The sequence below is a fragment of the Arthrobacter sp. 05L421 genome, from assembly GCF_056397785.1.
In genome coordinates, this window is sequence record NZ_JBFTOC010000009.1 from 128,833 (window position 1) to 151,356 (window position 22,524).

Consider the following 22,524-nt stretch of genomic DNA (forward strand, 5'->3'; position numbering starts at 1 on the left):
CGATGACCCCCTCGAGTTACTTCCGTTTCCCGCATGTCCACGGCGATCTGGTCACCTTCGTGGCCGAGGACGACGTATGGATTGCACCCGTGGGCGGGGGCCGTGCCTGGCGCGTATCGTCCCTGCAGTTGCCGGCCCGCAACCCCCGCTTCACCCCCGACGGTAAGCGCCTGGTCTGGACAGTCGTCCAGGGGACGGCCCCGGAGGTCGTCACAGCAAACGTCGACGGCGGCGGCTACCGCCAGTTGAGCTACTTCGGCCACAGCTCCACCCGGGTCAAGGGCTTCACGCCCGACGGCGACGTCCTGGTCACCAGCGCGTTCCGCCAGTCAGACAGCCGGCACACCCACGCCTACAGCCTCCCCGTGACCGGCGGCTGGGCGCAGGAACTCCCGTTCGGCCCGGTCGAATCGGTGGCCTTTGGCCCCGTCGTCGGGGACGAACGCCCCGTGGTGCTCGCCAGCGTCCTCTCGCGTGAGCCCGCCTGGTGGAAGCGTTACCGCGGCGGCGGCGCCGGCAAGCTGTGGATCGACGCCGACGGAAACGGTGAATTCGAGCGGCTCGCCCCCACGCTGGACGGAAACCTCACGGACCCTCTCTGGGTCAAGGGACGGATCTCGTTCCTGTCCGACCACGAGGGCTACGGCAACCTCTACTCGGTATTGCCGAACGGCAGCGACCTGCGGCGCCACACGGACCACGAGGACTTCTACGTCCGCCACGCCGCCACCGACGGGGAACGCGTCGTCTTTGAGTCGGCCGGGGAGCTCTGGCTGCTGCCCAGCCTCGATGCGGAGGCCGTCAAACTCGATATTTCGCTGGGGTCCGCCTCGCAGGCGCGCCGCGCCGCCCCGCTGAAGCCCTCGCGGCACCTCGGGGATGTCGTCCCGGACCGCACGGGCGCGTCCAGCGCCGTCGAATCCCACGGAACCGTCCACTGGCTGCGGCACAAGGACGGCCCGTCCCGCGTCATCGAAGCCACCCCGGGCGTCCGGGCACGGCTGGCCCGGCCCTTCGGTGAGGGCCGGATCGCCTACGTCGCCGACCACGACGGCGTGGAGGCCCTGTACCTGAAAGCCATCGCGGCGCCCCTGGCCGGCGCGTCGGTGACAGCCCCGCAGACGCCGGAGGCCGCTGCGGAGTCCGCTCCCCAGCCCGGCCTGCAGTCCACAGCTGCGTCCGCCGAAGACGCCGGCATGCCGTTGCCGAAGCCTGTGTCCGCAGCCGCGCTGACCGGCTCCGGATCAACCCCCGCCGCGGCGGCCAGTGCCGTGTCCAGCCCGGTCACAGCAGTCCCGGCCCCCGCCGCTGCTGACGCATCCGTCTCCGGCCCCGAGGCCGGGCCGGCCGATGCGGGAACCGCCACGGCGGCGCCTGCATCCAGCGACGTCACCCGGATCGACTTCCCCAAGCGCAGCCGGGCCAGCGCCATCGAAGCCAGCCCCGACGGGCGCTGGCTCGCAGTAGGGACGTCCTTCGGTGACATTTACTTGGCCGACACGCGCACGGGCACGATTTCCCAGCTGAGCAGCATCGGCGAGGGCAGCATTGAAGGATTCACCTGGTCCCCGGACTCCGCGTGGCTCGGCTGGTCCGAGCCGGTCACGTCCTTCGGGTCCCGCAGCCGGCTCCGGATCACCAGGATCGACGGCGGCAAGGACGCGGCGATCATTGACGTCACTGACGGCCGGTTCCGCGACGAATCCCCGTCGTTCACCCCGGACGGCAAATTCCTCGCCTTCCTCTCCAACCGCAGTTTCGATCCGGTCTACGACGGCCACTCCTTCGATCTGTCTTTCCCGAGCCCGATCAAGCCCTACCTCGTCGCCCTCGCCGCAGACACTCCATCGCCGTTCGGCCCGAGCGTCGATCTCGAGGACAACGCCGACGCCGCCTACGCAGACGCAGTGTCAGGCGCGGCCATAGACGCTGCGGGCGGGGGGCAGTCCGCCGCCCAGCCCGTGCCGTCCGTGCGGGTCGACGCCGACGGACTGGCCCATCGCGTCATCTCCGTTCCCGTGCAGCAAGGCAACTACTCCTCACTGGCCGCCGCTGCCGGGGCCCTGCTCTGGCTAGACAGCGAACTCGCCGGCACCACCGGCGAAGGCCGGGCCAGCCTCGAGGACAAGGGCGCCGCGCCAAGCCTGGTCCGCTACGACCTGGCCAAGCGCCGCGCCTCCACGATTGTCGAGGCGCTGGACAGCTACCGGCTCTCCGGCAACGGAGAAAAGATCGTGTTCATCCAGGACAAACAGATCCGGGTTGCCCCCGCCGGCGCCAAGGCCGACGAGGACTCCGGCCAGCTGGTCAAGGTGGACCTTGGCCGCATCCGGGTGCAACTGGACCCGCTCAGCGTGTGGGGCCAGGCCTTCGACGAGGCATGGCGGCTGCAGCGCGACTTCTTCTGGACGGAGGACATGGCCGGCCAGGACTGGGAGTCCATCCACGCCCGCTACCGTCCGGTGGTGGAACGCCTCGGCTCCCATGATGACCTTGTGGACCTGCTCTGGGAGCTGCACGGCGAGCTGGGAACCTCCCACGCCTACGTCCGCCCCGTGGCCGTCACGGAGAACGGCAGCAGCCCCCAGGGCCGCCTCGGCGCGGATCTGGAGTTCACCGGCGAGGGCTGGGAAATAACCCGCATCCTCGCGGGGGAGTCCTCCGACCCGCTGGCCACCTCGCCGCTGACCCGGCCCGGCGCCGACGCCAAGCCCGGCGACGTCCTGCTGGCGATCGACGGCGTCGAACTTACCCAAACCCGGACCCCGGCAGTGCAGCTCGTCGGTGCGGCCGGCCGCGCCGTGGAACTCACCCTGCGCAATGGTGCCGGCCACGGCGCGGCCGCAGGGGCCCAGCGCCGCGTGGCGGTGATCCCGGTCAAGGACGAGGAGCGCCTGCGCTACCAGGAATGGGTCGCCGGCAACCGGCGGACCGTCCGTGAAGCCTCGAATGGGACGTTCGGCTACCTGCACATCCCGGACATGATGGCCAACGGCTGGGCCCAGCTGCACCGCGACCTCGACACCGAAACCGCCCTGGACGGACTGATTGTCGATGTCCGGCGCAACCGCGGCGGCCACACCTCCCAGCTCGTGGCCGAGCTCATCGGGCGCAAGGTCACCGGCTGGAGCATGCCGCGCGGGGAAAAGCCGCGGACGTACCCGCACCACGCTCCCCGCGGACCGGTCATCATCCTCACCGATGAGTTCGCTGGCTCCGATGGCGACATCATCACCCAGGTCTCCAAGCTGCGGGGGATCGGGCCCGTCATTGGTACCCGCACCTGGGGCGGCGTTGTCGGAATCGACAACCGCTTCGCCTTGGCCGACGGCACCGGCGTCACCCAGCCGCGCTACGCCACCTGGTTCTCCGGTGGCGTTGGCTGGGGCGTGGAGAACTTCGGCGTCACCCCGGACATCGAGGTCACTTTCCCGCCGCACGCCTACGCCGCCGGCACCGACCCGCAGCTGGAGTACGGAATCGGGGCGTTGAAAGAAATGATCCAGGAGCTGCCCACGGACCGTCCGCCGCTGCGCGAGGGCTACCGCCGGGTCCGGCCCGCAGCGCTGCCTGCGCGCCAGCAGGCCGGCCAGGCCTAGGTCCCGCCCGACGGCGAGGACCCTTATCAAAGGATCCACAAAAAGGCCCCCGCCCTCCTGGAAATTCCGGGAGGGCGGGGGCCTTCGCTGCACTGGGTCTTTGAACTGCGGGCCCTTGAACTGCGGCCAGGAGCCTGGCGGAGCTAGGAGGCCAGGGTGGCATCCAGGGTGATCTCGATGCCGGTCAGGGCGGCGGAGACGGGGCAGCCGACCTTGGCTTCCCCGGCCAGCCGCTGGAAGTCGTCCGCAGAAATGCCGGGGACCCGCGCGGCGACGGTGAGGTGGCTGCCGGTGATGCCGGTGCCGGGCTGGAACGTCACGTCGGCCTTGGTGTTGATCTCCTCGGCCGTGAAGCCGGCCTGCGCCAGGCCGTTGCTGAATGCCATCGAGAAGCAGGCGGAGTGTGCTGCCGCGATGAGCTCCTCGGGACTGGTCTTGCCTTCGGCGGCCTCGGCGCGCGCCTTCCAGGTGACGTCGAAGTTGCCCAGCCCGGAGCTGTCCAGGGTGGTGTTGCCGGCGCCTGTCATCAGGTCGCCATTCCATACTGTGTGTGCGGTGCGTGTTGTTGCCATGTCCACTCCTCGACGTCGATGTGAATCAGGCACCCGGCGAGATGCCGGAGCCTGCCGTGATCAATCCTAGGGATTCTGCGCGGCCTCCGCACGGGGGTTCCGCTGTCAGAGGATTGTGACCCCTGGCAGAGTCGTCCGTACAGTGTCGTCATGGAAATTACCGAAGATGCGTACGCGCCTGCGGTGCCGTCGGCCCGCATCGCCACGATCATGGTCAACGCCGTCGATGCCGAACGACTGGCGCAGTTCTGGGCCGCACTGCTGGGGACGGCGGTGTCGTCCCGCTTCGAACAGTTCGTCTGGCTCCGGCCCGCCGGTCCCGGAGCCCCGCAGTTGGCCTTCCAGCAGGTCGCGGAGCCCACGGAGGGCCGGCGGCGCCTGCACCTGGACATTCAGGGGTTCGACCCCGCGGCGCTGCGCGCTCACGCCGAGTCCCTCGGTGCCCGGTTCGTGGCGGACAATGACATTGGTGACTTCCATTGGGATGTTATGCAGGATCCCGAGGGCAACGAATTCTGCATCGCCGGCGACTGACAAGCCGCTTAGCGACAGCGGCGCCGTCATCGGAATTATCGTGCGGAAATTAGTTCCAGAGCGTGGCGACTGCGATGTTGATCAGTGCCATCCCGCCGACCGCGTGTGCCAAGCCTTTGGGGACGGCAGCCCCGGAAGCAGCCTTCCGGTACCCGATCACAGCGGCAACGAGAACAACGATGGCGATCAGCAATTTTACGGCGATCTTGACGTAGTTGACCGGTTCGTGGGTGGCACCCAAGATCCCTACGAGCGCAAGCCCGGTGACCAGCTGCGCAATGGCACCATAGAGTTGCACCGGCAGGACGGTGGGCTTCTTGAAGGTGGCGAACCAGCCACCGACGATTGCGGCAGCGCCTAGGATGTGCAGGAAGACCAGGATGTCAATGGCGATTTTCATGGGGACAGTCTAGCCAGGGATTTCTACAGAACGTAGTAGGCCTCGCCGCGGCCCCGTGAACAGCTTGCGGGCCAACGGCAAACGGCGACGGCGGCACGGGCACTGCGGTGGTTTCCCACCGGCGCCCGCACCGCCGTCGCCGTCGGTTTGTTTTTTAGACCCTAGAGCCCGAGGTCGGCTTCGAAGGCGCCTTCCTCAAGGCGTGCCTTCAGCGTCTGCAGGAAGCGTCCCGCGTCGGCGCCGTCCACCAGGCGGTGGTCGTACGTCAGGGAGAGGTACATCATCGAACGGATGGCCAGCGAGTCATCGCCGTTCTCGTCGGCGACCACGACGGCCCGCTTGACGATCGCGCCAGTACCAAGGATGGCAACCTGCGGCTGGTTGATGATTGGGGTGTCGAACAGGGCGCCCACGGAACCGATGTTGGTGATGCTGAAGGTTCCGCCGGAGAGCTCGTCCGGGCCGATCTTGCCGTTGCGGGTGCGGTCGGCGACGTCGGCGATCTTGCCGGCCAGGCCGGCCAGGTTGAGGTTGCCGGCGTCGGAGATGACCGGAACCAGCAGGCCCTTATCAGTGTCCACCGCAATCGCCAGGTGCTCGGCGTTGTGGTAGGTGATCTCCTGCTTGTCCTCGTCGTAGGAGGCGTTGACCTTCGGGTGCTGCTTCAGGGCCTCGGCAACAGCCTTGGCGATGAAGGGCAGGAAGGTCAGCTTGGAGCCGTTCTGGGCCTGGAAGGAGTTCTTGGCCTTGGCGCGCAGCTTGGCCACCTTGGTCATGTCGACCTCGTGGACCTGCGTCAGCTGGGTGGAGATGTCCAGCGACTCGCGCATGCGCCGGGCGATGACCTGGCGGATGCGCGGAGCCTTCTGCACGGTGCCGCGCAGCGAGGACGCTGCACCAGCGGCGGGTGCAGTTGCCGGTGCTGAGGCCGTTGCCGCGGTGGCGGGGGCCGGTGCGGCCTTCGCCTCGGCAGCTGCCAGCACGTCCTGCTTGCGGATGCGGCCGCCGACGCCGGTCCCGGTCAAGGCAGCAATGTCGACACCCTGCTGGTTGGCCAGCTTGCGGACCAGGGGAGTGACGTAGCCGGACTCTGCCGGTGCGGCAGCTTCCGTCCTCTCCGGTGCGGCGGGGGCAGCCGGAGCAGCCGGGGCAGCGGGGGCTTCTTGCTTCGGTGCTTCCGGGGCCGCGGGAGCTGCTGCCGGCGCGGGGGCTGCCGGAGCTTCCTGCTTCGGGGCTTCCGGTGCGGCGGCGGGCGCCGGTGCGGCGGGTGCTGCGGCGCCGGAACCGATGACGGCCAGGACGGAGCCGACCTCGGCGGTCTCGTCCTCGTTGACACGGATTTCCAGGAGGGTTCCGGCAACGGGGGACGGGATTTCGGTGTCAACCTTGTCGGTGGAGACCTCGAGCAGCGGCTCGTCGACCTCGACGGTGTCGCCGATGCTCTTCAGCCAGCGGGTAACGGTGCCCTCGGTGACGCTTTCGCCCAGGGCAGGCAGCGTGACGTCGTGGCCTTCGCCGGCGGGAGCAGAAGCAGGAGCTGCAGCCGGTTCTTCTGCAGCCGGGGCTGCGGGAGCCTCGGCCTCGGCCTCGGCGGCCGGGGCCTCTTCGGCGGGGGCGGCGGCCGGAGCCTCTGCAGCGGCCGGGGCGGCGTCACCCGAGCCGATGCGGACCAGCGGGGCGCCAACTTCAGCTGTCTCGTCTTCGGCGACGAGGATTTCCTCGATCACGCCGGCGATCGGAGAGGGGATTTCGGTGTCTACTTTGTCGGTGGAGACTTCGAGCAGCGGCTCGTCCACCTCTACCCGGTCACCGACCTGCTTGAGCCAGCGGGTGACGGTTCCTTCGGTGACGCTCTCACCGAGGGCGGGCAAGTTAACGGATTCAGACATGTCGTCCCCGTTCTCCTTATTGATCTTTGTGCGGATGATTGCTGCCTTGTTCGAGCTTAGTGCACCCGGCTTTTCCGGCCGGGTGCACTAAGCACGGAGTTCTTGCGGTGGTGCGGGCGGAGATGCCTAGCCGTGGAGGGGCTTGCCCGCCAGCGCCAGGTGCGCCTCGCCCAGGGCTTCGTTCTGGGTGGGGTGGGCGTGGACCAGCTGGGCCACGTCCTCCGGGTAGGCTTCCCAGTTCACGATCAGCGCGGCTTCACCGATCTGCTCGCCCATGCGGGCGCCGATCATGTGAACGCCCACTACGGGGCCGTCCTTCTGGCGGACCAGCTTGACCAGGCCGGACGTACCCAGGATGGAGCTCTTGCCGTTGCCGGCCAGGTTGTATTCCTGGGTCTGGACCTGGTCCTCGCCGAACTTCTCCTTGGCGGCCTTCTCGCTGTAGCCGACGGTGGCGATTTCGGGATCGGAGTACGTGACCTTGGGGATGTTGATGTCCTCGACGATGACCGGCTTCAGGCCGGCGATCTCTTCGGCGACGAAGATGCCCTGCTGGTAGCCGCGGTGTGCAAGCTGCACTCCGGGGACGATGTCGCCGATGGCGAAAATGTTGCCGACGCCGGTGTGCAGGCGCTCGTTGGTTATAACGAAGCCGCGGTCGATGGTGATTCCGGCCTCTTCGTAGCCGAGGTTCGCCGTGACGGGGCCGCGGCCGACAGCTACGAGCAGCAGGTCGGCTTCAAAGGTCTTGCCGTCCACGAGGGTGACCTTGACGCCGTCGTCGTTCTGCTCAACGCCCTGGAAGAAGACACCGGTGGAGAACTTGATGCCGCGCTTCTTGAAGGCGCGCTCAAAGGCCTTGACGATCGTGGCGTCCTCATTCGGAACCAGCGACGGCAGGCCCTCGACGATCGTGACGTCGACGCCGAACGACTTCCAGACCGAAGCGAACTCGACGCCGATCACGCCGCCGCCCAGGATGATCGCGCTCTTGGGGATGTAATCCATGGTGAGGGCTTCGTCGGAGGTGATGACCTTGCCGCCGATTTCCAGGCCAGGCAGCGTGCGGGAGTAGGAGCCGGTCGCGAGGACAATGTTCTTGCCCTTGTACGCGGTGCCGTTCACGACGACGGTGTCGGTGCCCTGAAGCTTGCCTTCACCCTCGATGACGGTGATGCCCTTCTTGCCCTTGATCAGACCCTGCAGGCCCTTGAACTTACCGGCAATGATGCCGTCCTTGTAAGCGTTGACGGCGGTGATGTCGATGCTGTCCAGGGTCACGTTGACGCCGTACTTGGCCGAGTCGCGGGCGTGGTCGGCCAGTTCCGCGGAGTGCAGCAGGGCCTTCGTGGGGATACAGCCGTTGTGGAGGCATGTGCCGCCGAGCTTGCCCTTTTCGATGAGGCCGACGGTGAGGCCAAGCTGGACAGCACGCAGTGCGGTGGCGTAGCCGCCGCTGCCGCCGCCGAGTACCAGGATGTCGAATTCTTGCGCAGTTGCCTGATCGGCCACTAAAACGCTCCCTCGCGTGAACGATGACACGAGAGTACGCATCATCTGGTCTTGGAACCTGCCTGCTGTGATTGTGCCAGCCGGCCGGTTCCCTTTCATTTGTGACTACTACATTTGTGTCTGCTTCTGGGAAACAAGGTTTACCTTAGCGAACCACTAATACATGCTCCACCTTGCCATGGCGTTTGTGGAGCGCTTGTGTCCAGTGTCACGCGGCTTTGTGGCCGAGGAGGCATCGCCGCCCCGGCCACAGTGCCGCGATGCTGGCTAGACGGACTTGGCGAGGATGTCCTCGACGTAAGCCACCAGAGTCCGGACGGTACAGCCCGTGCCCTGCTTGTGGTTGTAGCCGTAGGGGCTGCCGTTATTAAACGACGGGCCGGCGATGTCGATGTGTGCCCACGGGATCTGTTCGCCGTCTTTGCCCTTGCCCACGAATTCGCGCAGGAAGACGGCCGCGGTCATCATGCCGCCGTGGCGTTCGCCGATGTTGGCAATGTCCGCGACCTGGGAGTCGAGGCTGGCCCGGAGCTCTTCCGGCAACGGCATCGGCCAGACGAGTTCGCCCGCCCGGTCGGCGGCGGTCTTGATGGCGCCGGTGAGTGAGTCGGAGCCCATCACCCCGGCGGTGCGGTCGCCCAGGGCGATCAGCTGGGCGCCGGTCAGCGTCGCGACGTCAATGATGGCGTCCGGGAATTCCTGGCTGGCGGCGACGATGCCGTCGGCCATGACCAGGCGGCCCTCGGCGTCCGTGTTGAGGACCTCGACGGTCTTGCCGCCGAACATCGTCAGGACGTCGGCCGGGCGCTGGGCAGCGCCGGAGGGCATGTTCTCGGCGATGCAGAGCCATGCGGTCGCCTTGACGGGCAGTCCGAGGCCCGCCAGGGCCAGGACGGTGTTCAGGACGACGGCGGCGCCCGCCATGTCGGACTTCATGTCGCCCATGCCCAGGGCCGGCTTGATGGAGATGCCGCCGGTGTCAAAGGTGATGCCCTTGCCCACGAGGGCGATTTTGGCCGTGGCCTTGGCCGGGGCGTACTCGACCTTCACGAGGCGGGGCTGCCGGGTGGAGCCCTTGCCGACGCCGAGGATGCCGCCGAAGCCCTCCTTCTCAAGGCGCTTCTCGTCCCAGACCGTCACCTTGACAGGCAGGCCCTTGGCCAGATCCCTGGCGGCGTCGGCGAAGGACTCGGGGTAGAGGTGGCTCGGCGGCTGGTTCACCAGGGTGCGGGTCGCGTTCACGGCCGTGCCGATCAGGGACGCCCGCTGCAGGACCGGCTGGAGCGCCTTGTCCGTGGCGAAGTCGGTGCGGATGACGACGTTCTTCACCGGATCCTTGAGCCCGTCCTTGGAGGTCCGGAACTCGGTGTAGGAATAGGCGCCCATCGCGGCGCCCTCGGCGACGGCCGCGACCTCGGCCAGGGTCGTCGTCGGAAGTGCCATAGTGACTGTGGTGACGCCGGCCAGCTGGCGGACGGCCGAGCCGGCGGCGCGGCGCAGTGCCTCCTCGGACAGCGGCTGCGTCACTGAGATTTTTTTCGCCGGCAGCTTGCCGACGCCGGCGAGGAGCAGGACGGTGGCCCCAGTCTCGGGCAGGCCGGGCAACCGGTGGGCCTGGTCCGGCGCGCCGGTAATGCCAAGAACGCTCAGTGATTCCGCCAGGGCCTCCGCGGCCTTGGCCGTCAACGGATTGTCGAGCAAAACGGGGCCGTCGGGGCCCTGTCCGACGCCGATGACGAGGGCATCGCTGGGGGATTTCCTCAAATCCCCTGCGACTGCACTAAGTTTGACTTCACTATTCTTGACCACGAGGACAGTCCTCAATTCTCTGTGATGGTTCTCGGTGATATTCGGCAGGAACTGCATGTTTGGCGCCCTGCCAGGGATCCCGGGGGCGCCGTCGGTCTGGGACGCAACCCGGTGTCTGCACTACAGGCCCTGGGGCCATGTCCGATCGTAGTCTCTCGGCAGTGCGGAAATTGAATCGAATGAGAGCTGGAGCACACCCCGGGCAGGAATTAGCCCGGGCCCCGAGGCGTTGTATTGATAGCGGCGCTGCCGTGCGGTGAGTGCCTCATGGGACTGGCCGGCAGGATCTGCCTGATTGCTCGGGTTCTGCTGGGCACCGTCCCGACGACGGACCGCACCCCGCTTCTCCCACCGCCGCCATCGTGAAAGGAACACGCCGTGATTGAACGGATTTCCGGCTCTTTGCTGGATCCCCAGTCGCTCTACATCCGTGATGCCGCGCTGTTCTCCAGCCCCGAACTGCGCGGACTCAACCTCGTCATGGGGTTCACCGGTTTCGCCGACGCCGGCCACGTGGTCCGGCAGATCACCGCTGAACTGCTGGACACGCTCGATGCCCAGATGATCGCGGAGTTCGACGCCGACCAGCTGATCGACTACCGCTCCCGTCGCCCGCAGATCAGCTTTGTCGAGGACCACCTGCAGGACTACCAGGCCCCAAGCCTGGCCCTCTACCGGCTGGTCGACGGGCTGGGCAGCCCGTTCCTGCTCCTTGCCGGGTTCGAGCCGGACCTGCAGTGGGAGCGCTTCGCACGCGCCGTCGTCGGCCTCGTCGAGGACCTTGACGTCAACCTCGTCACCTGGATCCATTCGATCCCGATGCCCGTGCCCCACACCCGGCCTGTCGGTGTAACGGTGCACGGCAACCGGCCGGAGCTGATCGAGGGAATCTCGGTGTGGAAGCCCACAGTGGAGGTCCCGGCCGCGGTGGGACACATCCTGGAGCTGCGCCTGACGGAGGCCGGCCGGAACGTCGCCGGCTATGTGATCCATGTGCCGCACTACCTGGCCGAAGCTGAGTACCCCACGGCCGCAGTGGCCGGTCTGGAGTACTTGGGAGCGGCGACGTCCCTTATGCTGCCGGCCGACCGCCTGCGCGAGGCAGGACGCGAGGTGGGCCGGCAGATTGCCGAACAGATCGAGGCCTCCGAGGAGGTCCAGCAGGTGGTTTCGCGGCTGGAGGCCCGGTACGACGAAAAAGCCGAGGGGACGGTCCGGAGGTCGCTGCTGGCAGATGAGAACGACCAACTTCCCAACGCCGATGCCCTTGGTGCTGCCGTCGAGGCGTACCTGGCCCGTAAAGAACCCGGCCAATAAATACTATTTATCATGAACCGGGCATAATGGGAGAGTGACCTCTCCCCGCGCCTGGCTGATCTGGATCGTCGGGATCTTTGCCTATCTCGTGGCGGTCAGCCAGCGCACCTCCTTCGGCGTGGTCGGCCTGGAGGCAACGGAACGCTTCCACGCCAGCGCGGCCCAGATCTCCTTTTTCACCGTGCTGCAGCTGCTGGTCTATGCCGCGCTGCAGATTCCCGTAGGCGTCCTCGTGGACCGGTTCGGCTCCCGCGCCATGCTGGCCGGCGGCGGTGTCCTGATGGGACTCGGCCAGCTTCAGTTGGCGTTTGCCGACAACATCCCCGGCGGAGTCCTAGGACGTGTACTGGTAGGCGCCGGGGACGCCATGACGTTTATCTCCGTGATCCGGCTAATCCCGCTCTGGTTCGCGTCGGGGCGTGTGCCGCTGCTGACCCAGCTCACGGGCATGTCCGGGCAGCTGGGCCAGCTGTTCAGCGTGGTGCCGTTCGCGATGATCCTGCACTCCGCGGGGTGGACTCCTGCTTTCCTGACACTCGCCGCGATGTCGGGCCTCGCCGTCGTGCTGGTCCTCCTCCTGCTGCAGGACCTGCCGCCCGGGCACCCGCCTCCCTCGCCCTCCCAGGGGCTGCGCGCCACCGGCATTTCGCTGGCGCACGCCTGGCGGCAGCCCGGCACCCGGCTCGGACTCTGGAGCCACTTCACCGTCCAGTTCAGCGGCACGGTCTTTGCCATGACGTGGGGCTACCCGTTCCTGATTTCCGCACAGGGGCTGGATCGCGGCACCGTCTCGGCCCTCATGGCGCTGTACGTGGCCGCCGCAATTGCCGCCGGACCTTTGATGGGCAGATTTGTTGCCCGGCATCCGCTGCGGCGCTCCACCATGGTGCTGCTGATTTCGGGGTGCACCGCCGCCGCGTGGGCAGCGGTGCTGCTGTTGCCGGGACGCTCGCCGCTCTGGCTCCTGGCTGCCCTCGTGGTGACGCTGGCCGTCGGCGGTCCCGGCTCCATGATTGGCTTCGACTTCGCCCGGACCTTCAACCCGGCGCACCGGCTGGGCACCGCCACCGGGATTGTCAACGTGGGCGGCTTCATTGCCGCACTGGTCTCCATCTACCTGATTGGGCTGGTGCTTGACCTCCTGCACGCCAGCGGGTTCTCCCAGGGGGAGCTCTACGGCCTGGATTCGTTCCGGGTGGCGCTGAGCGTGCAGTTCCTGCTGCTTGCCGGGGGAGCCTGCGGCATCATGGTGACCCGGCGGAAAGTCCGGCGCCAGATGGCGGCCCAAGGGGTCATGGTTCCGCCGCTGCTCAAGGCCCTCGCTGCGCAGCGCAGGCTGGTCGCGGAGCGCCGCCGCACTCCCTGATCTCTTGTTTTGCAGGCCAGGGCGAGTCGATCTGAGGGGCCGCACGAAACCCGCGGAAGCTGTCGAAGCCTAGTTGCCTCCCCACGTCCGTCGTGGCGGACTGATCATCCGTAAGAGTGAAGTTGTTCATCATCCGGGTGGAACTCACCCGGAATCAGCCTTGGTGGTGTGGAAGCCCGCTTAGGGTGAAGGCATGTTCAAAACGATCCAGCCAGTGAGGCTCCTGGCAGCACCGGCTACGGCCGCGCTGCTGATGGGGACGCTCGTTGTCCTGGAGGAGCGCCATTTCGACCAGAACAGCGCCCTGCTGCTGGCACTCCTCACGGGTGTCGCCGTGGCGGAGGTCCTGCCGGCGGCAGCCCTGGGGCTGGTGTTCGTCGCCCTGGCCCTGCAGGGCCTCAAGGTCTTCCCAATGGTCTTTCTGTCCGGCGTGCTGAGCTACGCCGCCGTCCCGGTTGTCATCTTCTTCGCAGTGAGAGGTTGGAAAACCCGGAACCGGTGGATGGCACCCATGGCCGCTGTTTTATTTGCCGGTATCATCACGGTCAACTGGTTCGCCGACCGGACCTGGATCAACGTCATCTTCGCCAGCCAGATATACGGGAGGGGACTACTGCGAACCCTCACCTACGCTTTTCTGATCTTCGGGGCGTTCGCCGCCTTGAACCTCGCCGCCTGGGCGGTCGGTGTGGCGGTAGACACCGCCTCGAGGAGCCGCAGGGCGCAGCTCGCGGCGGAAACCCGACTGCGTGAAACGGCGACGGAACTTGCTGTCGAGCAGGAGCGCAACAGAATCGCCGGGGAGCTGCATGATGTCCTGGCACATTCGTTGACGGTCATCGTGGCGCAGGCCGACGGAATACGCCTCATCCACCGCGTGGAGCCGGAATCTGTCGAGGGAGCGTCCAGGGTCATCGCCGAATCAGCCAGGACCGCACTGGTCGAAACGCGGCGGCTGATCGAAGGCTTCTCCACTGACGTCAGCGACCAACCGGCGCACCAGGCTGAGGACCTGGCGATTCTTGCGGAAAGGTTGAACTCCAGCGGCATGCCGGTCCAGATAGAAACGACAGGCGACCCACAGGACATGACCCGCACGCAGCACCTAACGGTCTACCGGTTGGGGCAGGAGTGCCTGACAAATGCCTTCAAACACGGGGACCGGAGCCGGGGCGTGCGCCTGCACGTGGTCTGGAAAGACTCGTCCCTTGAACTCCGGATCCGCTCGTCGCTCGTCACCAGCCGCGCCGCGAGGCCGGAGACCACCCCACCGGGTCGCGGGATCGCAGGAATGAAAGCCCGCGCCGCAGCCGCGGGCGGCTGGATCGAAACTATCCAGGGCGATGAGACTTTCGAAGTGCTGGCGTTCCTTCCGTTGGCAGATCCCGGCCAGCAAGCAGCAGCGGACCCGAGCAGTCCCAGCCCCCGAATCTTGGCAGGAGCAAAGCCATGACTACTGCACCGATTCGGATTGCCCTGGCCGATGACCAGCCGCTGTTCAGTGCGGGACTCAAGATGATCCTGCGAAGCCAGGCGGATATGGATCTTGTCGGCGAAGCGGTCAACGGGGCAGCCGCCGTGGAACTCGTGCAGGAGACGTGCCCCGATGTGCTCTTGATGGACATTCGGATGCCTGTCATGGACGGAATCACGGCCACGAGGACGATCCTGGAAGCGCCCCGTCGGACTACCACCAAGATCATCGTTCTGACCACCATCCAGCACGACGAAGCCGTTGTCCGGGCCATCCAGGCCGGCGCCGCAGGCTTCCTGACCAAAGACACCACGCCCGACTTCCTGCTGGCCGCGATCCGAACGGTCCACTCGGGCCATTCGGTGATCGCGCCCGCCATTACAAACGAACTGCTCCGCGACTACACCACGCCCTCGGCCGGGAACGACGCCGTCCTGGCAGAGCTGTCCGGGCGGGAACGCGACGTGTTCCGGCTGACCGCCAAAGGGCTTGGTAATGCCGAGATCGCCGCGTCACTCGTACTCAGCGAGGCCACAGTGAAGTCCCATGTGGGCAGCATCCTGTCCAAACTCAAGCTGAAGAACCGCATCCAGCTGGTCGCCTTCGCCTACGAAAACAACGTACTGAACTAGCCCCACCGTCCACCCGCCGGGGCCTTCGCGCACAGCGAAGGCCAGCCACTGCACTGCCCAAAACAACCGAAGGAGCCACCATGAAAAAGAAGTTCTTCGGCGCTGCCGTCCTGATCCTCGGCACCGGCACCGCGCTGGTCGCGGCCACGATCCCGGCAGCGTCGGTTACCGCATCGCCGGAGCCGGTGCCAGGGATCGTCCGGCAGGCCGAGGCTTACGCCTCAGCGGATCCGATTGCCGAAAAAGGGATGCAGGAGGCTGTCCGGCTCTGCATGGCCAATGCCGGCTTCGATTACACGCCGCCCGGCTCCGCGACCACGCTGGACCTCAACGGGGCCATCGGTTTCAAACGGCTCTCGGTCGAGGCTGCCAAAGCCAGCGGCTACGCCAGCACCGGTTCGCAAGGACCCCACGAGCCAGCCCCAGGGTCCACAGACGGCAAACTCTTCGCCGACCCGGACTTCACCCATGCCCTTAGCGGGCCCGGGCACGCCGCGCCAATGACCACCGTCGACGGGATGGGAACGTCCTCCGGGGGATGCCGCGGCGAAGCCATGACACAGATCTATGGCAGCGCCGAACACTACATGCTCGCCACCGGCATCGCCAATAACTGGTTCTTCCCGGCCAGCCTGTCCGCATCCGGCGACTCAGGAATCGACAACGCCGTCACTGCCTGGGCGGCCTGCATGAGGGAAACCCCCTACGCCTCCTTTGCGAACCCGCAGCAGGCAGCAAAGGCAGGAAAAGCCGCAGGCGGCCAGGAAGAGTTCAGAATCGCTGTGACCGACGCGGTCTGCCGAGAGAGGACCGGCTTCCACGCCGCCCTGGACAAGGTCCTCGACAAGTACCTGACAACCCGCATGCAGGAACTGGCACCACAGATCGCAAAGGTCAAAGAGATTCGCCGGATGGCCGACGCCAACGTGGCAGCGTTGAAGGGAACCGCAAAATAGTCGGCATTGCCACTTCAACGGTGCGGATTCCTGTCAGTATTCGCGGGTGGCAGGGCCCCGGCCCGTCGTGCCCGTGTCGCCTGATTGGGTGCGCTTCGATCGGCGGAACTGGCTCACTGTGGGCCTAGGAGACATGTTGGTCCGCACGCGGTTATCCACATAGCGCAGTCTGGGACTGCCGCGGGGACGCGGCCGCCGCGAAGCTGGGTTCATGACAGCTCCCGATCACTTGAGAATCACTGGCCCCGAAGACATCCTGGGCTTCATCCCGCACTCCCTCGGCTACTGGCCGGAAAACAGCCTCGTGGCCATGACCCTGCAAGGCAAGCGGCTCGGAGCCACGCTGCGGGTGGACCTCCCCGTGCCCGGAGGCGGCGGCGCCGCACACGGGGCCGGTGGGGCCGTCGGTGGGGGAGCGAGCGGCGGCGGCGGGGGCTCCGGTGCCGGCGGGCGCGGGAGGGCAGTCCCCAAGCGCGGCTCCGGCTCCGGCCGGAGGGATCCGCTAGCGGACTTCGCACGCAATGTCGTGGCCTACCTGCAGGCGGACGAAGCGGCCGACGGTTCGTTGCTGGCCTTTTTCACCGACGCCGATGCGGACAGCCGCCGCGGCGGCCAAGCGTGGGCCGCCCTGCTCAAGGAACTCGAGCTTGCCCTCGAGGCAGCCGGATTGCCCTTGAGGGATGCTTGGATGATCGGCGCTGAGTTCTGGCGCAACGCGTACTGCGATGATCCGGAGTGCTGCGGGACACCCGGCCGGCCGATCGAGGAGATCAGGAACAGCAGGCTCAACGCCGAGATGGTTTACCGCGGCAGCAGCGTCGGCGCCGTCCCCGGCGCGCAAGGGGCCAATCCGGCGCCGCTTCCTGTGGACCCCGCCGTCCGCGCGGCCGAGTGCGGCTGGGCGGAGCAATTCGCCCCGCGTCGGCGGGACCGGGCCCAATTTGACCAGGTCCTCGATGTTTGGACGATGGCCATGCAGGCCGCCACTGGCTTCGAGCATCCGTCTGGCCTCGCACCGGGCGCCCCGAGTAGCCAGGCTCCTCGGGCCAGCGCCCCGGATGCCGGGGCGCCCGACGCCGACAACCACGCAGCAGGGATCCACCCCGCGGGGACGCCCGACGCCGGGAACCACCCCGCCGGGGCGCCCGAAGCCGGGAAACACCCCGCCGGGACGCCCGACACAGGGAACCGCCCAGCAGGGAACCTCGGTCCCCGTAAAACCGATCTCAATAGCTCCGATCCCAGGACCGCGGTCCTGCCACTTCAGCTCTCACCCGAACTGGCCGGCTACCTCCGGGCCAGTCTGTGCATTCCGTCATGGCGGGACGCTGTGCTCGTCATGGCGGCAGCCGGACGAACCGCGGCCGAATTCGGCGCCGAGGACTTCGGCATGTTCGACACAGAGGCCGGTCCCGGCGCCTTGACCGGCTCCATGTCCGGCTCAGGTCTCAGACCGACGCCTCGTCCACTGTCAGGGCCAATTTCCGGTCGCACAGCCGGCCGCACATCCGGCCGCGCAGCTGGCCGTACAGCGGATGGCTCTTCCGATCGCCTGCCCGATCGCTTGTCCGGTCCGGCTTCTCGTTTCCCGTCGGTCAGGGGAACGCCGCTGCCGGAGACGCCGGCCGTCGGCGTGTTCGCTGCCGGCGCCGCGCCGGTTGTCGAAGCGGTCCCCGGTTACGGGGAAGTCTTGCTCGGACTGGCGCCATCGGTCCCGGATTGGGCCATGATGGTCGGGCTCGAGCGGGTCTTGGTGCGGCTCGGCGCTCTGGGCGACGGCGAGTCAACCGCGGCCGCCTTGACAGCACGCGGCTGGATCGAATGGTGCCGTGGCCGCGGCTCCTACGCCGACGCCCTGTACCGGCAGGCCTTGCAGGAGCACCCGGGGTACAGGCTCGCCGAACTGCTGGCAGAGCTTGGCCGGCGCGGTACCCTTTGCGGCTGGGCCGCCAGGCGTGAGGCCGCCTGGCAGAAATTTGCGCCTGACGCCGCATGAGTGACTGACGAGGCGCGGAAGCTGCGGCAATTGGTGGACCCGGCGTCCCGAAAGGCACTCAGGGAAAAAACCGTGAGACAATGGTTGCCGCGACCCGGTTGGGTCCGTGTATCAAGTGCCCTAAATGTTCCCTGGAAACAGGGAACATTAAGGCCATTCCAGCAGTTCTACTTAGTGGCTCTGCTGGTCGTGGTTGCACCTGATGTTGAACACGGACTTGACAGGGTCATAGTGGTGTTGCCCGTATGGTGATTCCGCAGACCGCAGCTAGAAAGGTTTTCAGTGACCCCGTCTTCCGCGAAGAAGGAACCCGCCGACCAGGCCGAATTGTCCCCTGAGGAGAAGAAGGCGGCGACCAACGCCAAGCGCGCCGCCACGCGCGCAGCCAACAAGGCTGTCAAGGACGCCGCTTCCGCCGAGGGTGGCGACACCGCAACCGGAGTCGCCAAGCCTGAGCCCAAGAAGCGCGGGCCTAAGCCCGGCGCCAAAGCCGCGGCAGAAGCCGCCGGCTCAGCCAGTACCTCTGACGATGACGCCGACAACGAAGAAGATCTCGACGACATCACACCCGACGCCGCCGAGCTCGGCGACGAAGTAGAAGGCGAAGAAGTCGCCGGCAAGGCCGCGGCCACCACCGGCACCGGCTTCGTGTACTCCGATGCCGACGACGACGACGCCCCCGTGCAGCAGGTCATGTCCGCCGGCGCTACCGCCGACCCCGTCAAGGACTACCTGAAGCAGATCGGCAAGGTCGCCCTGCTGAACGCCGAGCAGGAAGTGGACCTGGCCCTCCGCATCGAGGCCGGGCTCTTCGCCGAGGAGAAAATCGCCGCCGACGACGGCACCATGGATCCGAAGCTCAAGCGTGAGCTCGAGTTCGTCATCCACGACGGCAAGCGTGCCAAGAACCACCTGCTGGAGGCCAACCTCCGCCTCGTCGTCTCGCTGGCCAAGCGCTACACCGGCCGCGGCATGCTGTTCCTGGACCTGATCCAGGAAGGCAACCTGGGCCTGATCCGTGCGGTCGAGAAGTTCGACTACACCAAGGGCTTCAAGTTCTCCACCTACGCCACCTGGTGGATCCGCCAGGCGATCACCCGGGCCATGGCCGACCAGGCCCGCACCATCCGCATCCCGGTGCACATGGTGGAAGTCATCAACAAGCTGGCCCGCGTCCAGCGCCAGATGCTGCAGGACCTCGGCCGCGAACCCACGCCGGAGGAGCTGGCCCTCGAGCTGGACATGACTCCGGAAAAGGTCGTGGAGGTCCAGAAGTACGGCCGCGAGCCCATCTCGCTGCACACCCCGCTTGGCGAGGACGGCGACTCCGAGTTCGGCGACCTCATCGAGGACTCCGAAGCTGTGGTTCCCGCAGATGCCGTGAGCTTCACCCTGCTGCAGGAACAGCTGCACTCGGTGCTGGACACGTTGTCCGAGCGTGAAGCCGGTGTAGTCGCAATGCGGTTCGGCCTCACCGACGGTCAGCCGAAGACTTTAGACGAAATCGGCAAGGTCTACGGCGTGACGCGCGAGCGCATCCGGCAGATCGAATCCAAGACCATGTCCAAGCTGCGGCACCCGTCGCGCTCACAGGTCCTGCGCGACTACCTGGACTAAGCGCCCACAGGCCAGGCGAAGTTCGCAGCAACGCGGGGTCACCTCCCGCCCGTCCTCACCGGAGGAACGGGCAGGAAGTGGCCCCGCGTTGCAGTTAATGCCGCAGGTGCTCCTAGTTCCGCCACGCTGCTTCGCGCAGGTGGCCCACGGAAAAACATCCCTTAACGAATCAGGGCCCCTCCGATATGGAGGGACCCTGATGCAGTGGTCTCAAGTCGCCCGGCACCCTGTAAGGCGCCAAAGCGAAACCGGCGTTGCGGTCTAGTCGACCGGAACCGGGGCCTTCTGGTGAAGGCGGTCAGTCTCGTCATGCCAGTCTGAGCTGAGCGGCTTGAGTGTCGGCTCTACGGCGCGTGCGTGGTGGCCGCAGAAAAGAAGCTCACCGCCGGAGGCACCGAGAACAACTCGGACATATGCCTGTGCTCCGCAACGATCGCACCGGTCTGCGGCGGTCAGTGTGCGGTCCGCAACTGCTGTTGTCATGTTCGGCCTCCTTAGTAGATCGGTATACCCATATAACCAGCATTCGTGGCCAAACCATGGAACGGATGGCCAACTTTCGCTGTCCGCGTATCACGTCTCAATAACGGCGACTGGCCGGAGAGTCCCTGCGGGGAGTGGCAAACCGTCGATGGCCGCGAGTCCGACTAACCTAGGAAGAGCGTCAAATTCTGTGACTGCCCGCCTGCGCACGCAGCGGGGGCGGCCCCGATCCTTTAAGGAGTTCACGACCCGTGGCACCCAGTTCTGATTACACCGCCCGGCACCTCTCTGTGCTGGAGGGCCTCGAGGCCGTCCGTAAGCGCCCGGGCATGTACATCGGCTCCACGGACTCCCGGGGACTCATGCACTGCCTCTGGGAAATCATCGACAACTCCGTCGACGAGGCCCTGGCGGGGTTCGGCCACGACATCAAGATCATCCTGCATGCGGACAATTCGGTGGAGATCCACGACGACGGCCGTGGCGTTCCGGTGGACGTCGAACCGAAAACCGGGCTGACCGGCGTCGAGGTGGTTTTCACCAAACTGCACGCCGGTGGAAAGTTCGGTGGCGGGTCCTACACCGCTTCCGGCGGCCTGCACGGCGTGGGTGCCTCCGTGGTCAACGCGCTCTCGGCACGCCTGGACGTCGAAGTGGACCGCGGCGGCAAGACCTACAAGATGTCCTTCCGCCGGGGGGAGCCTGGCCGGTTCAAGGATCCGGGCACCAAGCCGGACCCCGCGACGCTCTTCGAACCCTTCATCGACGGCTCCGTGCTGGACGTCGTTGGGAAGGCCAAGCGCGGCGTGACCGGAACCCGGATCCGCTACTGGGCGGACCGGCAGATCTTCACCCCCGACGCCAAATTCTCCTACGATGACCTCGCCGCACGTGCCCGCCAGACCTCGTTCCTGGTCCCCGGACTGAAGCTCACGGTCCGGGATGAACGCAGGGTTGCCGGCACTCCCGGCGAATCCGGCCCTCATGAGGAGGTCTTCCACCACGACGGGGGCATCTCCGAGTTTGTCGACTTCCTCGCCGCGGACCCGGCCGTGACGGACATCTGGCGGCTCCACGGTGCCGGAAAATTCAAGGAAACCGTCCCCGTCATCGACGAAAAGGGCCACAGTCAGCTCGCGGAGGTCGAGCGCGACTGTGAGGTCGACGTCGCGCTGCGCTGGGGGATCGGCTACGACAGTACGGTCCGCACCTTCGTCAACATCATTTCCACGCCCAAGGGCGGCACCCACCAGTCCGGCTTCGAGCAGGCCCTGCTCAAGACGTTCCGCAAGGCCGTGGAGACCAACGCCCGCAAGCTCAAGGCCGGCAACGACAAGATCGAAAAAGACGACATCTTCGCCGGCCTGACCGCAGTCCTGACGGTGCGGCTGGCCGAACCGCAGTTCGAGGGCCAGACCAAGGAAATCCTGGGCACGTCGGCGGTGCGGGCCATCGTGGCCAAGGTGGTGGAACAGGAGATCAGCGCCAAGCTGACGTCCGCAAACCGCAACGATAAGGCGCAGTCCGCGCTGCTGCTGGAAAAAATCGTCAGCGAGATGAAGTCCCGCATTTCGGCGCGGGTTCACAAGGAAACCCAGCGCCGGAAGAACGCGCTGGAAACGTCCTCCATGCCCACCAAGCTCGCCGACTGCCGCACGGACGACGTCGGACGCTCCGAACTATTCATCGTGGAAGGTGACTCCGCACTCGGAACCGCCAAGCTGGCGAGGTCCTCCGACTTCCAGGCGCTCCTGCCGATCCGCGGCAAGATCCTCAACGTCCAGAAGGCCTCAGTGGGGGACATGCTCTCCAACGCCGAGTGCGCGGCCCTGATCCAGGTGGTGGGAGCCGGCTCCGGCCGCACGTTCGACATCAACGCCGCCCGGTACGGCAAAGTGATCCTGATGACCGACGCCGACGTCGACGGCGCCCACATCCGGACCCTGCTCCTGACGCTCTTCTTCCGCTACATGCGCCCGATGATCGACGAGGGACGCGTCTTCGCCGCCGTCCCGCCGCTGCACCGGGTAGAGGTGGTCAACGCCGGCCAGAAGGCCAACGAGATGATCTACACCTACTCCGAGGCCGAGCTCCACGTCCTGCTGGCGCGGCTCGCCAAAGAGGGCAAGCGCTACAAGGAACCGATCCAGCGCTACAAGGGCCTGGGTGAGATGGACGCAGAGCAGCTGGCCGAAACCACCATGGACCCGCGTCACCGGACCCTCCGCAAGGTCGGGATCGAGAACGCCAAGCAGGCCGAAGAGACCTTCGACCTCCTCATGGGCTCGGACGTGGCGCCGCGCAAGGACTTCATCATCGCAGGCGCCGCAAACCTGGACCGGGAGCGCATCGACGCCTGACGTCCCGC

General features: G+C 66.6%; 16 protein-coding genes. 10 read left to right on the top strand and 6 right to left on the bottom strand.

Annotation, left to right across the window (positions count from 1 at the left end):
- The first annotated feature begins 2 nt into the window (after positions 1-2).
- Complete coding sequence (locus AC1DKQ_RS12700) at positions 3-3,599, top strand: S41 family peptidase (RefSeq protein WP_476919166.1); 3,597 nt, start codon at positions 3-5, stop codon at positions 3,597-3,599.
- Between the two features lie 143 nt (positions 3,600-3,742).
- On the opposite strand, the gene AC1DKQ_RS12705 is transcribed toward AC1DKQ_RS12700, so the two are convergent.
- Positions 3,743-4,171: an OsmC family protein gene (locus tag AC1DKQ_RS12705; RefSeq protein ID WP_090581955.1), complete on the bottom strand. Its 429-nt coding sequence runs from the start codon at positions 4,169-4,171 to the stop codon at positions 3,743-3,745.
- 150 nt (positions 4,172-4,321) lie between these two features.
- Here AC1DKQ_RS12705 and AC1DKQ_RS12710 point away from each other — a divergent pair, with 150 nt between their 5' ends.
- On the top strand, positions 4,322-4,705 hold the full coding sequence (locus tag AC1DKQ_RS12710; protein WP_476919167.1) for a VOC family protein: 384 nt from the start codon (positions 4,322-4,324) through the stop codon (positions 4,703-4,705).
- A 49-nt stretch (positions 4,706-4,754) separates the two neighbouring features.
- Here the strand turns inward: AC1DKQ_RS12710 and AC1DKQ_RS12715 are convergent, their stop codons facing one another.
- The 4 genes from AC1DKQ_RS12715 to AC1DKQ_RS12730 form a co-directional block, all read right to left on the bottom strand.
- On the bottom strand, positions 4,755-5,105 hold the full coding sequence (locus AC1DKQ_RS12715) for a hypothetical protein (RefSeq protein WP_223917119.1): 351 nt from the start codon (positions 5,103-5,105) through the stop codon (positions 4,755-4,757).
- Between the two features lie 161 nt (positions 5,106-5,266).
- Positions 5,267-6,994 (bottom strand): 2-oxoglutarate dehydrogenase, E2 component, dihydrolipoamide succinyltransferase, encoded by a 1,728-nt coding sequence (sucB, locus tag AC1DKQ_RS12720; RefSeq protein ID WP_476884847.1) that lies wholly within the window; start codon positions 6,992-6,994, stop codon positions 5,267-5,269.
- Positions 6,995-7,120: 126 nt separating this feature from the next.
- The gene (gene lpdA, locus AC1DKQ_RS12725; RefSeq protein ID WP_476919168.1) at positions 7,121-8,506 is read right to left on the bottom strand and encodes a dihydrolipoyl dehydrogenase; all 1,386 of its coding nucleotides are present in this window, start codon (positions 8,504-8,506) and stop codon (positions 7,121-7,123) included.
- Between the two features lie 267 nt (positions 8,507-8,773).
- Entirely contained in the window at positions 8,774-10,315 is a 1,542-nt protein-coding gene (locus AC1DKQ_RS12730; protein ID WP_476884845.1) for a leucyl aminopeptidase, read from the bottom strand.
- A gap of 378 nt (positions 10,316-10,693) precedes the next feature.
- Between AC1DKQ_RS12730 and AC1DKQ_RS12735 the strand changes: the two genes are divergently transcribed.
- The 7 genes from AC1DKQ_RS12735 (at position 10,694) to AC1DKQ_RS12765 (ending at position 19,673) form a co-directional block, all read left to right on the top strand.
- The gene (locus AC1DKQ_RS12735; protein WP_476884844.1) at positions 10,694-11,632 is read left to right on the top strand and encodes a proteasome assembly chaperone family protein; all 939 of its coding nucleotides are present in this window, start codon (positions 10,694-10,696) and stop codon (positions 11,630-11,632) included.
- A 34-nt stretch (positions 11,633-11,666) separates the two neighbouring features.
- Complete coding sequence (locus AC1DKQ_RS12740) at positions 11,667-12,998, top strand: MFS transporter (protein ID WP_476884843.1); 1,332 nt, start codon at positions 11,667-11,669, stop codon at positions 12,996-12,998.
- A gap of 193 nt (positions 12,999-13,191) precedes the next feature.
- On the top strand, positions 13,192-14,451 hold the full coding sequence (locus AC1DKQ_RS12745; RefSeq protein ID WP_476884842.1) for a sensor histidine kinase: 1,260 nt from the start codon (positions 13,192-13,194) through the stop codon (positions 14,449-14,451).
- Complete coding sequence (locus tag AC1DKQ_RS12750; protein ID WP_476884841.1) at positions 14,448-15,104, top strand: response regulator; 657 nt, start codon at positions 14,448-14,450, stop codon at positions 15,102-15,104. Before AC1DKQ_RS12745 ends, AC1DKQ_RS12750 begins: the two co-directional genes overlap by 4 nt.
- 80 nt (positions 15,105-15,184) lie before the next feature.
- Positions 15,185-16,060 carry a hypothetical protein gene (locus AC1DKQ_RS12755; protein ID WP_476919169.1) on the top strand — a complete coding sequence of 292 codons (876 nt, stop codon included), beginning with the start codon at positions 15,185-15,187 and terminating at the stop codon, positions 16,058-16,060.
- A 211-nt stretch (positions 16,061-16,271) separates the two neighbouring features.
- Complete coding sequence (locus tag AC1DKQ_RS12760; RefSeq protein ID WP_476919170.1) at positions 16,272-18,056, top strand: DUF4192 family protein; 1,785 nt, start codon at positions 16,272-16,274, stop codon at positions 18,054-18,056.
- Positions 18,057-18,338: 282 nt separating this feature from the next.
- A complete protein-coding gene (locus AC1DKQ_RS12765; protein ID WP_476884838.1) occupies positions 18,339-19,673 on the top strand; it encodes an RNA polymerase sigma factor in 1,335 nt (444 codons plus the stop codon).
- A 261-nt stretch (positions 19,674-19,934) separates the two neighbouring features.
- Here the strand turns inward: AC1DKQ_RS12765 and AC1DKQ_RS12770 are convergent, their stop codons facing one another.
- Positions 19,935-20,156 (bottom strand): DUF7455 domain-containing protein, encoded by a 222-nt coding sequence (locus AC1DKQ_RS12770; RefSeq protein ID WP_026266251.1) that lies wholly within the window; start codon positions 20,154-20,156, stop codon positions 19,935-19,937.
- 251 nt (positions 20,157-20,407) lie between these two features.
- On the opposite strand from AC1DKQ_RS12770, the gene AC1DKQ_RS12775 reads away from it, so the two are divergent.
- Positions 20,408-22,516, top strand: coding sequence for a DNA gyrase/topoisomerase IV subunit B (locus AC1DKQ_RS12775; protein ID WP_476884837.1), 2,109 nt, complete (start codon positions 20,408-20,410; stop codon positions 22,514-22,516).
- Positions 22,517-22,524: the final 8 nt, after the last annotated feature.